Source organism: Caballeronia insecticola, assembly GCF_000402035.1.
Lineage (GTDB): Bacteria > Pseudomonadota > Gammaproteobacteria > Burkholderiales > Burkholderiaceae > Caballeronia > Caballeronia insecticola.
Genome location: NC_021287.1, coordinates 2,779,401 through 2,792,203, shown reverse-complemented (window position 1 = coordinate 2,792,203; position 12,803 = coordinate 2,779,401). Strand labels below are relative to the sequence as shown.

Here is a 12,803-nt window from a genome sequence, read left to right as displayed (position 1 = left end):
TTTCTAGACTATTTAGAAAGGAGGGCGTGATGAACGCCGCAGTTCTCGATTCCAAAGATTCCAAAGATTACGTCGTCGCCGACATGTCGCTCGCCGCATGGGGCCGCAAGGAACTCGACATCGCCGAAACGGAGATGCCCGGTCTCATCCAGACGCGCGAAGAGTACAAGGCGCAGCAGCCGCTGAAAGGCGCGCGCGTCGCGGGCTCGCTGCACATGACCATCCAGACCGGCGTGCTGATCGAAACGCTGACGGCGCTCGGCGCCGACGTGCGCTGGGCATCGTGCAACATCTTCTCCACGCAGGATCACGCCGCTGCCGCCATCGCCGCGGGCGGCACGCCGGTATTCGCGTTCAAGGGCGAATCGCTCGACGAGTACTGGGAATTCTCGCACCGCATTTTCGAATGGCCGAACGGCGAATTCGCCAACATGATTCTCGATGACGGCGGCGACGCAACGCTTCTGCTCATCCTCGGCTCGAAGGCGGAAAAAGACCGCTCGGTTATCGGCAAGCCGACCAACGAGGAAGAAGTCGCGCTGTACAAGTCCATCGCGCGCCATCTCGACATCGATCCGGTCTGGTATTCCACGCGCCTCAAGCACATTCAGGGCGTGACGGAAGAAACGACCACGGGCGTGCATCGTCTGTATCAGATGGAAAAGGAAGGGCGTCTGCCGTTCCCGGCCATCAACGTGAACGATTCGGTCACGAAGTCGAAGTTCGACAACCTGTATGGCTGCCGCGAATCGCTCGTGGACGGCATCAAGCGCGCCACCGACGTGATGATCGCCGGCAAGATCGCGGTCGTGGCCGGTTACGGCGACGTGGGCAAGGGCTGCGCGCAATCGCTGCGCGGTCTGGGCGCCACCGTGTGGGTCACGGAAATCGATCCGATCTGCGCGCTGCAAGCCGCGATGGAAGGCTATCGCGTCGTGACGATGGAATACGCCGCCGACAAGGCCGACATCTTCGTGACGGCAACGGGCAACTATCACGTCATCAATCACGACCACATGAAGGCGATGCGCAACAACGCGATCGTCTGCAACATCGGTCACTTCGATTCGGAAATCGACGTCGCCTCCACGCGCCAGTACACGTGGGACAACATCAAGCCGCAAGTCGATCACATCGTCTTCCCGGACGGCAAGAAGATCATCCTGCTGGCCGAAGGCCGTCTCGTGAATCTGGGTTGCGCCACGGGCCATCCGTCGTTCGTGATGTCGAACTCGTTCACGAATCAGACGCTCGCGCAGATCGAACTCTTCACGCAAGGCGACAAGTACGAGAACAAGGTGTACGTGCTGCCGAAGCATCTGGACGAGAAGGTCGCGCGTCTGCATCTGGGACGCATTGGTGCGGAACTGACAGTGTTGTCGACGGAACAGGCCGGTTATATCGGCGTCGATAAGAACGGTCCGTTCAAGCCGAATCACTATCGCTATTAATCGCGCTCGACGGCCAGGCGGCGCGCGGGCGTTTCGGTCCGCGCGCGACCCAAGGCTTCAACCGGAGAATTTTCGATGACCGTGCTGCTGACATGGCTGATCAACGCGCTCGCGCTTCTGATCATCACCTATCTCGTGCCGTCGATTCATATTCGCAGTTTCGGCACGGCGCTCATCATCGCGGTGGTGCTCGGGCTCATCAACGCGGTTCTGCGTCCGCTGCTCATCATCCTCACGTTGCCGGTGACGATCGTGACGCTCGGCCTGTTCATCCTCGTGGTGAATGCGCTGTGCTTCTGGCTGTGCTCGTCGCTGCTGAAGGGCTTCGAGGTGTCGGGATTCTGGTCCGCGTTCTTCGGCTCGATTCTCTACAGCATCGTGTCGTGGCTGCTGTCGGCGCTGATCTTCGGGAACCGCAACTTCGGCTGAGTCGGGTCGTTCAGGCTTTGCCGTTCGACCAACACACATCATGAAACCGATCGAACTTTCATTCGAGTTTTTCCCGCCGAAGACGCAGGAAGGCGTGGACAAGTTGCGCGCGACCCGAGCCGAACTGAAGAAGCTCGCACCCAAGTTCGTCTCCGTGACGTTCGGCGCGGGCGGCTCCACGCAGCAAGGCACGCTCGACACCGTGCTCGAAATGGCCGCGGAAGGCTTCGAAGCCGCGCCGCATTTGTCGTGCATTGGATCGTCGCGAGAAAATCTGCGCGCGATTCTTGCGCAATATCGCAGCCACGGCATTCGCCATATCGTCGCGCTGCGCGGCGATCTGCCCTCGGGCATGGGCGAAGTCGGCGAGTTGCGCTATGCGTCCGAACTCGTGGCGTTTATCCGTCAGGAACACGGCGACTGGTTCAACATTGAAGTGGCCGCGTATCCGGAGTTTCATCCGCAATCGAAATCGCCGCGCGCCGATCTCGAAAACTTCGCGCGCAAGGTGAAGGCGGGCGCGAATTCCGCGATCACGCAGTACTTCTTCAACGCCGATTCGTACTTCAAGTTCGTTGACGAAGCGAAGAAGCTCGGCGTCGATGTGCCTATCGTGCCGGGCATCATGCCGATCACCAACTTCTCGCAACTGATGCGCTTCTCCGACATGTGCGGCGCCGAAGTGCCGAAGTGGATCGCGCGCCGGCTCGAAAGCTTCGGCGACGACCGCGAGTCGATCCGCGCGTTCGGCGTCGAAGTGGTGACGGGCTTGTGCCGCCGTCTCATCGACGGAGGCGCGCCCGGCCTGCATTTCTACACGCTCAACGGCGCGTGGGCTGCACGGACCGTCTGCGAAGGGCTCGGCTTCAAAAGCGCCTGATTTGCATCAAGGTTTTAACCGCGCGGCGCTCGTCGCGCGGTTCTTTGCCATTCCCCGCCGAATTTCGCCTTTTTGCGCCCGCTCGCCTTCGTGCGCGCAAGATTCCGTCGTCCAAACTATTACGTCAGCGCATGGCAGATAACCTACTCTTATCGAAGTGCTTTGCGCCGCAAACTCTACTGGGGAAAACCAACTACGCACGTCACTTTTGTTCGTGCTAGGGTAGCGCCCGACTTCGCACGTGCGCTCCGAAAGCAGGGGCGATGCGATCAGATACACTCGCGCCACGCCGGTCAAAAGCCGGCATTGACTTGGAGAAAACATGAGAAAAAACAATCTGTTGCGCGCCGTTCGCTGCTCGGCGCTGGCGGGCGCCGTGGCCACGGCGACGCTTTTTGCAGCAAGCGTCGCCCACGCCGCAATCCCGAACAAGACGCTCGTCTACTGCTCGGAAGGCAGCCCGGCCGGTTTCGATCCGGCCCAGTACACGACCGGCACCGATTTCACCGCGAACACGTTCACCGTTTATAACCGTCTCGTCGAGTTCGAGCGCGGCGGCACGAAGGTCGAGCCGGGCCTCGCCGAAAAGTGGGATGTGTCGCCGGACGGCCTCACATACACGTTCCATCTGCGCCACGGCGTGAAATTCCAAACGACGTCGTTCTTCAAGCCGACGCGCGAATTCAACGCGGACGACGTGATCTTCACGTTCAACCGCATGCTCGATCCGAACAATCCGTTCCGTAAGGCGTACAACGTGCAGTTTCCGTACTTCACGGACCTCGGCATGGACAAGCTGATCTCGAAGGTCGAGAAGGTCGATCCGTACACCGTGAAGTTCACGCTGAAGGAAGTGAGCGCACCGTTCATCCAGAATATGGCGATGGAATATGCGTCGATCTTGTCGGCCGAGTACACGGACAAGTTGCTGAAGGACGGCAAGGCCGCCGACATCAACCAGAATCCGGTCGGCACGGGCCCGTTCATCTTCCGCAGCTACACGAAGGACGCGACCATCCGCTTCGACGGCAATCCTGATTACTGGAAGCCCAACGCGGTGCAGATCTCGAAGCTGATCTTCTCGATCACGCCGGACGCCGCCGTGCGCGTGCAGAAGCTGAAGAACAACGAATGCCAGGTGATGAGCTATCCGCGTCCGGGCGACATCGCGGCGCTCAAGTCGGCATCGAATGTCGATACGCCGTCGCAGGCGGGCTTCAACGAAGGTTACGTCGCTTATAACGTGACGAAGAAGGACCTCGGCAACACCGACGTGCGCCGCGCGCTCGACATGGCGATCAACAAGAAGGCGATCATCGATTCCGTGTATCAGGGCGCGGGCCAGCCGGCCACCGCACCGATGCCGCCGACCCAATGGTCGTTCGACAAGAATCTGAAGGGCCAGACCTACGACACCGCGAAGGCGAAGGCACTGCTCGCGAAGGCAGGCTTCCCGAACGGCTTCGAGATCACGCTCTGGGCGATGCCGGTTCAACGTGCATACAACCCGAACGCGCGTCTGATGGCTGAAATGATTCAGGCTGACTGGGCGAAGATCGGCGTGAAGGCGAACATCGTGTCGTACGAGTGGGGCGAGTATCTGAAGCGCGCGCACGCGGGCGAGCATGATGCGCTCTTGATCGGCTGGACGGGCGACAACGGCGACCCCGACAACTGGCTCGGCACGCTGCTCGGCTGCGACGCGGTGAAGGGCAGCAACTTCTCGAAGTGGTGCTACAAGCCGTTCGACGAACTCGTCGTGAAGGGCCGCTCGACCACCGATGTCGCCGCGCGCACGAAGGCGTACGTCGACGCGCAGCAGATCTTCGCGCAGCAACTGCCGTTCTCGCCGATCGCGCACTCGACCGTGTATCAGCCGGTCAGCAAGAAGGTGACGAACATGAAGATCGAGCCGCTCGGCTACGTGCGTTTCGACGGCGTGGGCATGCAGTAAGCTTTTGCTGCGGAACGGTTTTTGCACTAAACCATAACTAATCGAAAAGGTCCGGCGGCGTGGGTCGATCAACGATCCAAGCCGCCGGATACGTTTCTATCCCTACGAACGACTGCAAAGGGCGATCATGTTCCGATTCGTTTTGCGACGCATAGGAATGGTGATACCGACGTTCATCGGCATTACGATTCTCGCGTTCGCGCTCATCCACCTGATCCCGGGCGACCCCATCGAAGTGATGATGGGCGAGCGTGGCGTGGACCCGGCCATGCACGCCGAAGCCATGAAGCGCTTAGGCCTCGATCAACCGCTCCCGGTCCAGTATCTGACCTATGTCGGCCATGCGCTGAAGGGCGATCTGGGCACGTCCATCATCACCAATACCAGCGTGATGGGCGAATTTCTGGCGCGCTTTCCGGCCACCGTCGAACTCTCGATCTGCGCGATGATCTTCGCGCTCGCCGTCGGTCTTCCGGCAGGCGTCGCGGCGGCGCTGAAGCGCGGCACGGTTGTCGATCACGGCGTGATGGGCACCGCGCTCACCGGCTATTCCATGCCGATTTTCTGGTGGGGCTTGATCCTCATCATGTTCTTCTCCGCGAAGCTCGGCTGGACGCCGGTGTCGGGCCGCATCGCCGTGGAATACGACATTCCGCACGTGACGGGCTTCATGCTGATCGACTCGATTTTTTCGACCGATGAAGGCGCGTTCAAGTCGGCGCTGAGCCATCTGATCCTGCCGACCATCGTGCTCGGCACGATTCCGCTCGCGGTGATCGCGCGCATGACGCGCTCGTCGATGCTCGAAGTGCTGCGCGAAGACTACATCCGCACGGCGCGCGCCAAAGGGCTTGCGCCGCTGCGCGTGGTCGTCGTGCATGCGTTGCGCAATGCGCTGATTCCCGTCGTCACCGTGATCGGCCTGCAGGTCGGCACGCTGCTCGCAGGCGCGGTGCTGACCGAGACGCTGTTCTCGTGGCCGGGCGTCGGCAAGTGGCTCATCGACGCCATTTCGCGGCGCGATTATCCGGTCGTGCAAGGCGGCATTCTGATGATCGCGACGCTTGTGATCGTCGTAAATCTGGTCGTCGATTTGTTGTACGGCGTGTTGAATCCGCGCATTCGCCATACTCGCTGAGGAAACACAAGATATGGCTGACATTCAAAACAATCTCCCGCCGCAGGCAGTGATGCCGCCGCCGTCCGGCCGCATGGTCGCGGCGCGCGAGTTCTGGGCAAACTTCTCGCGCAATCGCGGCGCCGTTGCCGCGGGCGTGATCGTCACGTTGCTGATCCTCATCGCGTTGACGGCTCCGCTGATCGCGCCGCATAGCCCGATCGAGCAATATCGCGATTACGTCAAGATTCCGCCCGCGTGGCTCGAAGGCGGCAACCGCATGTTCCTGCTCGGCACCGACGAAGCGGGCCGCGACATCCTCTCGCGTCTGATGTACGGCGCGCGGCTGTCGTTCTGGATCGGCTTCGTGTCGGTGATTCTCGCGTTGATTCCGGGCGTCGTGCTCGGCCTGATGGCCGCGTTCTTTAGCTGGCTCGATACGCCGATCATGCGCGTGATGGACGTCCTGCTCGCGTTGCCGTCGCTGCTGCTCGCGGTCGCCGTCGTGGCGATCATCGGGCCGGGGCTCGTCAACACGATGCTCGCGATCGCGATCGTCGCGCTGCCGGGTTACGTGCGGCTCACGCGCGCGTCGGCGCTCGGCGAGTTGCAGAAGGAATACGTGACGGCATCGCGCGTGGCGGGCGCGGGCACCGTGCGGCTGATGTTCTCGCAAGTGCTGCCGAACTGCGCCGCGCCGCTGATCGTGCAGGCGACGCTCGGCTTCTCCTCCGCAATTCTCGATGCCGCCGCGCTCGGCTTCCTCGGCTTAGGCGTGCAACCGCCGGCGGCGGAGTGGGGCGCGATGCTCGCCTCGGCGCGCGATTACATCGAAAGCGCATGGTGGATCGTGACGATGCCGGGCCTGTCGATTCTGGTCTCCGTGCTCGTCATCAACCTTCTCGGCGACGGCCTGCGCGACGCGCTCGACCCGAAACTCAAACGGATGGGCTGACATGAACGATCTGTTGACTATCCGTAACCTGCAAGTGACGTTCGGCGGCACGCAGGCGGTCGATCGCATCGACCTTTCCGTGAAGCCGGGCGAAGTCGTCGGCGTCGTCGGCGAATCCGGCTCGGGCAAGAGCGTCACGATGATGGCGCTGATGGGCCTCATCGACGCGCCCGGCAAGGTCAGCGCCGATCAGATCACGTTCGACGGCAAAGACCTGCTGAAGGCGTCGGCGCGCGAACGCCGCAAGATCATCGGCAAAGATATTGCCATGGTGTTTCAGGACGCGCTGTCGAGCCTGAACCCGAGCTACACCGTCGGCTATCAGATCAAGGAAGTGCTGAAGCTGCACGAAGGCTTGCGCGGCGATGCTCTCAACAAACGCGCGCTGGAACTGCTCGATCAGGTCGGCATTCCGGACGCGAAGAGCCGCATCAACGCGTTTCCGCATCAGATGTCGGGCGGCATGAACCAGCGCGTGATGATCGCGATGGCGGTCGCGTGCAACCCGAAGCTCCTGATCGCCGACGAGCCGACCACCGCGCTCGACGTGACCATTCAGGCGCAGATCATGGAATTGCTCGTGAAGCTGCAGAAGGAACGCGGCATGGCGCTCGTGCTGATTTCGCACGATCTCGCCGTGGTGTCGGAAGTGGCGCAGCGCGTCGCGGTGATGTACGCGGGCGAGATCATCGAGACGAATCATGTGCCGACGATCTTCAGCGAGCCGCATCATCCGTACACCGAAGCGCTGCTCGCCGCGATTCCCGAACATAGCCGCGGTGCGGAGCGGCTCGCTGCGCTGCCGGGCATGGTGCCGGGCAAGGACGATCGTCCGAGCGGGTGTCTGTTTGCGCCGCGCTGCACGTATGCCGTCGAGGATTGCTGGAAGGCGCGGCCGAACCTGTTCCAGCTCGACCGGAACGATCCGGCGGTGCGCGCGCGTTGCATCAAGCCGTTGAACATCGATGTCGTGGTGGAAGGAGGCGCGCGATGAACGCCGTACCGAAGGAAATGAATCAGGATATCGTGCTCGCCGCGGACAACCTCGCGCGTCATTACAGCGTCAAGAAGAGCATGTTCGAGCAGGGCACGGTGAAGGCGCTCAACGGCGTGTCGTTCGAGCTGAAGCGCGGGCGCACGCTCGCGGTCGTCGGCGAATCGGGCTGCGGCAAGTCGACGCTCGCGCGCCAGCTGACGATGATCGAAGCGCCGACGTCGGGCCGGTTGCTCATCGACGGTGAAGATGTCGCGGGCGCGGGCAAGGAGAAGATCGCGCAACTGCGTCAGCGCGTGCAGATGGTGTTCCAGAACCCGTTTGCGTCGCTGAATCCGCGTAAGACCGTTGAGCAGACGCTCGGCGAGCCGCTTGCCATCAACACGAAGCTCAACGCCAGCGAGCGCGCCAAGCGTATCGCGCACATGATGCGCACGGTCGGCTTGCGGCCCGAGCACGCGACGCGCTATCCGCACATGTTTTCGGGCGGACAGCGGCAGCGCGTGGCGATTGCGCGGGCGATGATTCTCGATCCGCAGATCGTCGTCGCCGATGAGCCGGTGTCCGCGCTCGACGTGTCGATCCAGGCGCAGATCCTGAATCTCTTCATGGATTTGCAGGCGGAGTTCGGCACGAGCTACGTGTTCATCTCGCATAACTTGTCGGTGGTGGAGCATATCGCCGACGACGTGATGGTGATGTACTTTGGCGGCGTTGCCGAACTGGGCGACAAGCAGACGATCTTCGCGAAGCCGCGTCATCCGTACACGCGCGCGCTGATGTCCGCGACGCCCGCGCTGTTCGAGGAAGACCGCCGCATCAAGATCAAGCTGCAAGGTGAAATGCCGTCGCCGCTGAGTCCGCCGTCGGGCTGCACGTTCCATCAGCGCTGCCCGTATGCGATCGACCGATGCCGCACGGAGGAGCCGAAGCTGCGCGAGGTCGACGGACGTCAGGTGTCGTGCCATCGTGCAGAGGAAGTCGGGGACGGCGACGCCTGACTCGCGCCGGACGAGCGCCGGGTGCGCAGGACTCGACACACGAATGTTTTAAGATGTCGGTCGTGCCGGATTCATACGACAAGCCGCGCGCCTTCCGCGCGGCGTTCTCCCAAGCGACAGCCTTCGGGCTGTCGTTCGTCCTTTCCGTCGTGATTTTCGCGGCAGGCACGGCGGTGTCGCCGGCGAGTTTCGCCGTGATCGGGTCGCGCACGCCGCAGGCCGCGGGCGATGCCGGGTCCGCCGCCGCGCCCGCCAATCCCGCACCGCCGCCGCGCGTGGATCGCTCGACCGGCACCACGGCGACCGGCCCGGTACGCGTGCAGGCGCCGCGCATGCCGTTCTACGTCGCGACCAAGGGCGCGACGACCATCTATGTGCTCGGCACGCTCCATGTGGGTTTCGCGAGCGACTATCCGCCCGAGCAGCCGTTTCGCAAGTCGATTCTGGCGGCGCTGGATGCATCGCCTACGCTGGCGCTCGAAATTTCCCCCGACGAACTGCTGCTTTCACAAGACGATGTGAACCGCTATGGCATGTGCCGTAGCGAGTGTCTGATCGACTATCTGCCGGACTCGATGTGGAAGAAGGTCGAGACGCGCATGCGCAGCAATCCGGAGGCGCTGAAGGAGTTGCGGCATACGCGGCCGTGGCTTGCGTCGATGTTGATCGAAACGTACGACACGCTGAAGGCGGGGTTTCAGAGCGAGTACGGGACGGAGGCGCAGTTGCAGAACGTGTATCTGCGGGCGCGGGGGAAGATTGTCGGGCTGGAGACGTTGAACGAGCAAATTTCGACGTTCACCCGGCTGAGTTCGGCGCAGCAGCGCGAGATGCTGGCGCAGGATCTGGTGCAGACGCCGGCGGAGAATATCGCGGATGTGAAGGAGTTGCACAGGCTGTGGCGCATTGGGGATGCGGATGCATTGAAGGCTTGGGATGATGCTAAGAGCAGCAAGCTCGCGAGGTCGAAGGAGCTGGCGGCGCAGGTGGATAATCGCGTCGTGTATGAGCGGAATAGGCGGTTTGTGGCGCGGATGGTGGGGCTGGCCGCGCCGGATAAGCCAGTGTTTGTCGCGATTGGGGCGTTGCATCTTGGAGGCCTCAAGGGCGTGTTGGAGTTGTTGAGGAAGAGGGGGTTTGTGGTGGAGGGGGGGTGAGGCCAGCCCTACGAAAATCTATCATAGGTGATCAGGTATCCTCATCAAAGAGGCCGAGGCCGTAGCGGTGTCACATCGACGCACGACGCGCGCCTACTAGACCTCATCAACCACGCATTCGCTTTGAGAAGGCCACGATATCGACACCTTGTGCTCGCTGTGATTAGCCACGACGGACGACGGATCTCCCCGGTAGTAGCCGCTACCCTCGAAATGCAGTCCTTCGACTCGCACCAAATTCGATTTGCCGGAAACCGCAATGATTGATATGAGTTCCCACGAGACACCGCTCTTCAGTTGCCCTATTGTTGCGGCTGTACACGCCGAAAGTTTAAGAAATTCGAAGTCAGCGCTAGCCAGGATGCCACGCGCGCACGAAATGAACGAAGTTGATTCGACGGTCAGGGCACGACCACCATCCAAATAAATCGCGGTGTCGCAACCTTCCATTTGGGAAGCGCGAAGGCTGGGCATTGACGCGTGCCCAAACACGAACCCAAAGACCCCGTGAATGATCAAATCACCGCGTTTGCACTTGAGGGGGCGATCGAGAGTCATCGTATTGCCAGAGATGGCTCGAACAATTGCATATTGACTGGTAGCGCTTCCGGTGCCGATCAAAATTGCCTTACCCGCCCGAAAGCCAGTGCTATCCTCAACCTCAATGAGTTTCCCATTTACGGAAGCACATCGAGTGGAAGAAAAGTTGTCATGTCCCTGGCTGACGTACGAGCCGCCTTGGCTACCGATGACCTTGCTCGACTCTATCGAAAGACCATTTATTCCGGAACCGTTGCCTAAGCCGAATACACCTGCAATCGTGCAATACGCCCAGATACAGCTTCTAAAGAGCAGGGTATCGGATTGTGGCCCGTCTGGAATATCGATCGCACATCCAATAATTCCCCAGAAATTGCAGTTTGCCCAAGTCGATTCGAACGTGTCTGATTTGAAGAAGTCGCACTTCCTCGCGCTCCTGTAGCCGTTCGACGAAATTGGTGAGGATACAAAGTCAACATTCGAAAAATAGAGACGTACCGCCTTGATACCTCTTATCAGGAATTCACTTTCATCCGCACGATCCACGATGTTACGAAACTGCAAGTTTTCGAAGGCAATGTCGGAGATCACCGGCGATAGTGCTGAACTCTGTGCTTGGAGCATGAACATAGGTGCCGTCGCATCTTTATTGACAAGCAACGTCGCGCGTTTTCCTGCTCCAATAAAGCGAAAGCCCGATTTTTGGATTTTGATGTTGTTCACATACCAGAGCCCTGGACCGAATTCGATAACTGTCCCGACATCTGCCCCGTCGTACCCTGCCAAAGACTCGGCGAAATTCAAGGCGCGCTGAAGCGCCCCCGAACAGTCCGAACCAGCCACTGCACCGAATTGAGCGATATTTAAGCGTTTTCGCTCAATATCACCACTGTTAAGCACGGGTTTCGCAAGAAGCTTGCGTGAAAAGCAAGCAGCAAGCAATGCGCCAAAGTGCAGAAAAAATGTTCTTCGCAATTGAAACAGAGTGGCTCCTTACGCATTGCGCCCGAAATGAATTTCCACCTCGTCAAGTTTTATGACGCGCGCGGGGATTCTTACGACAACGGCGCCAGCGGCACGTCGTCAAGAGCGACCGAGTTCGCACCGATTACGGATCCTTCTCCCGAAGTTACCACTCCGAGAATACAAGCTCCAGCGCCGATGACGGCATGATTCGCGATGATTGAAATTCCGGGTCTCTTACCACCTCGCGCTCCGCTCACTACGTTTGGTCAAATTTTACGCCGTCGCCAATTACGGCATGAGCATGCACCACGATGCCCATCCCTTGGAACGCTAGAGGAACGTTCTTTCCGACTTTGGCAGTCGACGGGAGAACCACCAAAAAAGAAGTCTGTTCACCGCCGTCAGCAGTGAGGGCGGAACGGAACGCCGCAAAGATATGACCACTTGGATACTTCGTAGATCCAAATTATAACCAACCGAAATTGCATTGAGTGCTTGTCACTCGTATTTAGTTAGAGAGACTTCCTATCTAGAAAATCGAGTTTTAACGAGCATTTTGGCAAATGCGAGGTTGGTGACGAGATACCGCCGCCACATACGTCGCGGTTCCTGAAGTACTCTATACAACCATTCCAAACCGCAACGCTGCATCCAACTCGGTGCCCGCCGCACTTTTCCCGCTGTTACATCAAACGTTCCGCCGACACCCATAACAAAATCCACATTTAATATATCCTTCCATTGGTTAATAAAAATTTCTTTTTTTGGTGAGGTTATTGCGACAAACAAGAGGCGAGCGCCTGATTCGCTAATCTTGCGCACTACGCTTTGCTCATCATCCCAAAAAAAACCGTGATGATATCCTGCAATTTCAAGCGAGGGATGACGGCTAGCGACAACAGTTGCTGTCCGCTCCACAATGTCCTGTGTACCGCCTAATAAGTACACTGGAAAACCGCTTTCGGCGGCCATAGCCAAGAGTCGATCGAACAAGTCGACTCCTGCGACTCGCTCTGGCACATGATGTCCAAGAAACCGCGCACCCCAGACCACGCCCATACCGTCAATATTAATAATATCGCAGGCTCGCACGGATTCAGAGAGCGCGGCATCCGTCTGCATATTAACCAGCTTGGCGACATTGACCACGACATGTTGCGTAAAGCGATGCGAGTGGATTCGAGCAGACCCAACTATAGGTAATGTCTTAATTAGGTAAACTAACCATTAGTTACACTAATCTAATAGCAAAAGATGATTCTTGGCCTCCGAGGCTTGTGCACGGACGTGACGGAGATGAAATACGGAGAAGCGAATCAAATATTCGTTTAAGCTGCATTTAAGCAGCGATTCGCGATA

Annotated in this window: 11 protein-coding genes; 9 read left to right on the top strand and 2 right to left on the bottom strand. The window is 59.5% G+C overall.

All coding sequences use genetic code 11. The features are described 5' to 3' along the window. Positions 1-29 precede the first annotated feature (29 nt). The 9 genes from ahcY to BRPE64_RS12955 all read left to right on the top strand — a co-directional run bounded on the left by ahcY (position 30) and on the right by BRPE64_RS12955 (position 9,938). Positions 30-1,451 (top strand): adenosylhomocysteinase, encoded by a 1,422-nt coding sequence (gene ahcY, locus BRPE64_RS12995; protein ID WP_044041702.1) that lies wholly within the window; start codon positions 30-32, stop codon positions 1,449-1,451. A gap of 75 nt (positions 1,452-1,526) precedes the next feature. Then, on the top strand, positions 1,527-1,880 hold the full coding sequence (locus BRPE64_RS12990; RefSeq protein ID WP_016346577.1) for a phage holin family protein: 354 nt from the start codon (positions 1,527-1,529) through the stop codon (positions 1,878-1,880). A gap of 40 nt (positions 1,881-1,920) precedes the next feature. After that, positions 1,921-2,760, top strand: a complete 840-nt coding sequence (metF, locus tag BRPE64_RS12985; protein WP_016346576.1) for a methylenetetrahydrofolate reductase [NAD(P)H] — start codon at positions 1,921-1,923, stop codon at positions 2,758-2,760. Positions 2,761-3,082: 322 nt separating this feature from the next. Next, a complete protein-coding gene (locus BRPE64_RS12980) occupies positions 3,083-4,714 on the top strand; it encodes an ABC transporter substrate-binding protein (protein ID WP_016346575.1) in 1,632 nt (543 codons plus the stop codon). 127 nt (positions 4,715-4,841) lie between these two features. Further along, on the top strand, positions 4,842-5,852 hold the full coding sequence (locus BRPE64_RS12975; protein WP_044041699.1) for an ABC transporter permease subunit: 1,011 nt from the start codon (positions 4,842-4,844) through the stop codon (positions 5,850-5,852). A 13-nt stretch (positions 5,853-5,865) separates the two neighbouring features. Continuing rightward, on the top strand, positions 5,866-6,786 hold the full coding sequence (locus tag BRPE64_RS12970) for an ABC transporter permease subunit (protein WP_016346573.1): 921 nt from the start codon (positions 5,866-5,868) through the stop codon (positions 6,784-6,786). A 1-nt stretch (position 6,787) separates the two neighbouring features. Beyond that, positions 6,788-7,780 (top strand): ABC transporter ATP-binding protein, encoded by a 993-nt coding sequence (locus tag BRPE64_RS12965; protein WP_016346572.1) that lies wholly within the window; start codon positions 6,788-6,790, stop codon positions 7,778-7,780. Continuing rightward, positions 7,777-8,781 carry a peptide ABC transporter ATP-binding protein gene (locus tag BRPE64_RS12960; RefSeq protein WP_016346571.1) on the top strand — a complete coding sequence of 335 codons (1,005 nt, stop codon included), beginning with the start codon at positions 7,777-7,779 and terminating at the stop codon, positions 8,779-8,781. Before BRPE64_RS12965 ends, BRPE64_RS12960 begins: the two co-directional genes overlap by 4 nt. A 53-nt stretch (positions 8,782-8,834) precedes the next feature. Next, complete coding sequence (locus BRPE64_RS12955; protein WP_016346570.1) at positions 8,835-9,938, top strand: TraB/GumN family protein; 1,104 nt, start codon at positions 8,835-8,837, stop codon at positions 9,936-9,938. 96 nt (positions 9,939-10,034) lie between these two features. Here BRPE64_RS12955 and BRPE64_RS12950 read toward each other — a convergent pair whose 3' ends face one another. Further along, entirely contained in the window at positions 10,035-11,453 is a 1,419-nt protein-coding gene (locus tag BRPE64_RS12950) for a hypothetical protein (RefSeq protein WP_016346569.1), read from the bottom strand. 516 nt (positions 11,454-11,969) lie between these two features. After that, entirely contained in the window at positions 11,970-12,593 is a 624-nt protein-coding gene (locus tag BRPE64_RS32330) for a WecB/TagA/CpsF family glycosyltransferase (RefSeq protein WP_269765221.1), read from the bottom strand. Between the last annotated feature and the right edge of the window lie 210 nt (positions 12,594-12,803).

What these genes read in the sequence shown, in the direction of transcription:
- BRPE64_RS12970 (WP_016346573.1), top strand. Translation starts at nt 5,866, where the DNA reads ATGGCTGACATTCAAAACAATCTCCCGCCGCAGGCAGTGATGCCGCCG.
- metF (WP_016346576.1), top strand. Translation starts at nt 1,921, where the DNA reads ATGAAACCGATCGAACTTTCATTCGAGTTTTTCCCGCCGAAGACGCAG.
- ahcY (WP_044041702.1), top strand. Translation starts at nt 30, where the DNA reads ATGAACGCCGCAGTTCTCGATTCCAAAGATTCCAAAGATTACGTCGTC.
- BRPE64_RS12955 (WP_016346570.1), top strand. Translation starts at nt 8,835, where the DNA reads ATGTCGGTCGTGCCGGATTCATACGACAAGCCGCGCGCCTTCCGCGCG.
- BRPE64_RS12990 (WP_016346577.1), top strand. Translation starts at nt 1,527, where the DNA reads ATGACCGTGCTGCTGACATGGCTGATCAACGCGCTCGCGCTTCTGATC.
- BRPE64_RS12980 (WP_016346575.1), top strand. Translation starts at nt 3,083, where the DNA reads ATGAGAAAAAACAATCTGTTGCGCGCCGTTCGCTGCTCGGCGCTGGCG.
- BRPE64_RS12960 (WP_016346571.1), top strand. Translation starts at nt 7,777, where the DNA reads ATGAACGCCGTACCGAAGGAAATGAATCAGGATATCGTGCTCGCCGCG.
- BRPE64_RS12975 (WP_044041699.1), top strand. Translation starts at nt 4,842, where the DNA reads ATGTTCCGATTCGTTTTGCGACGCATAGGAATGGTGATACCGACGTTC.
- BRPE64_RS12965 (WP_016346572.1), top strand. Translation starts at nt 6,788, where the DNA reads ATGAACGATCTGTTGACTATCCGTAACCTGCAAGTGACGTTCGGCGGC.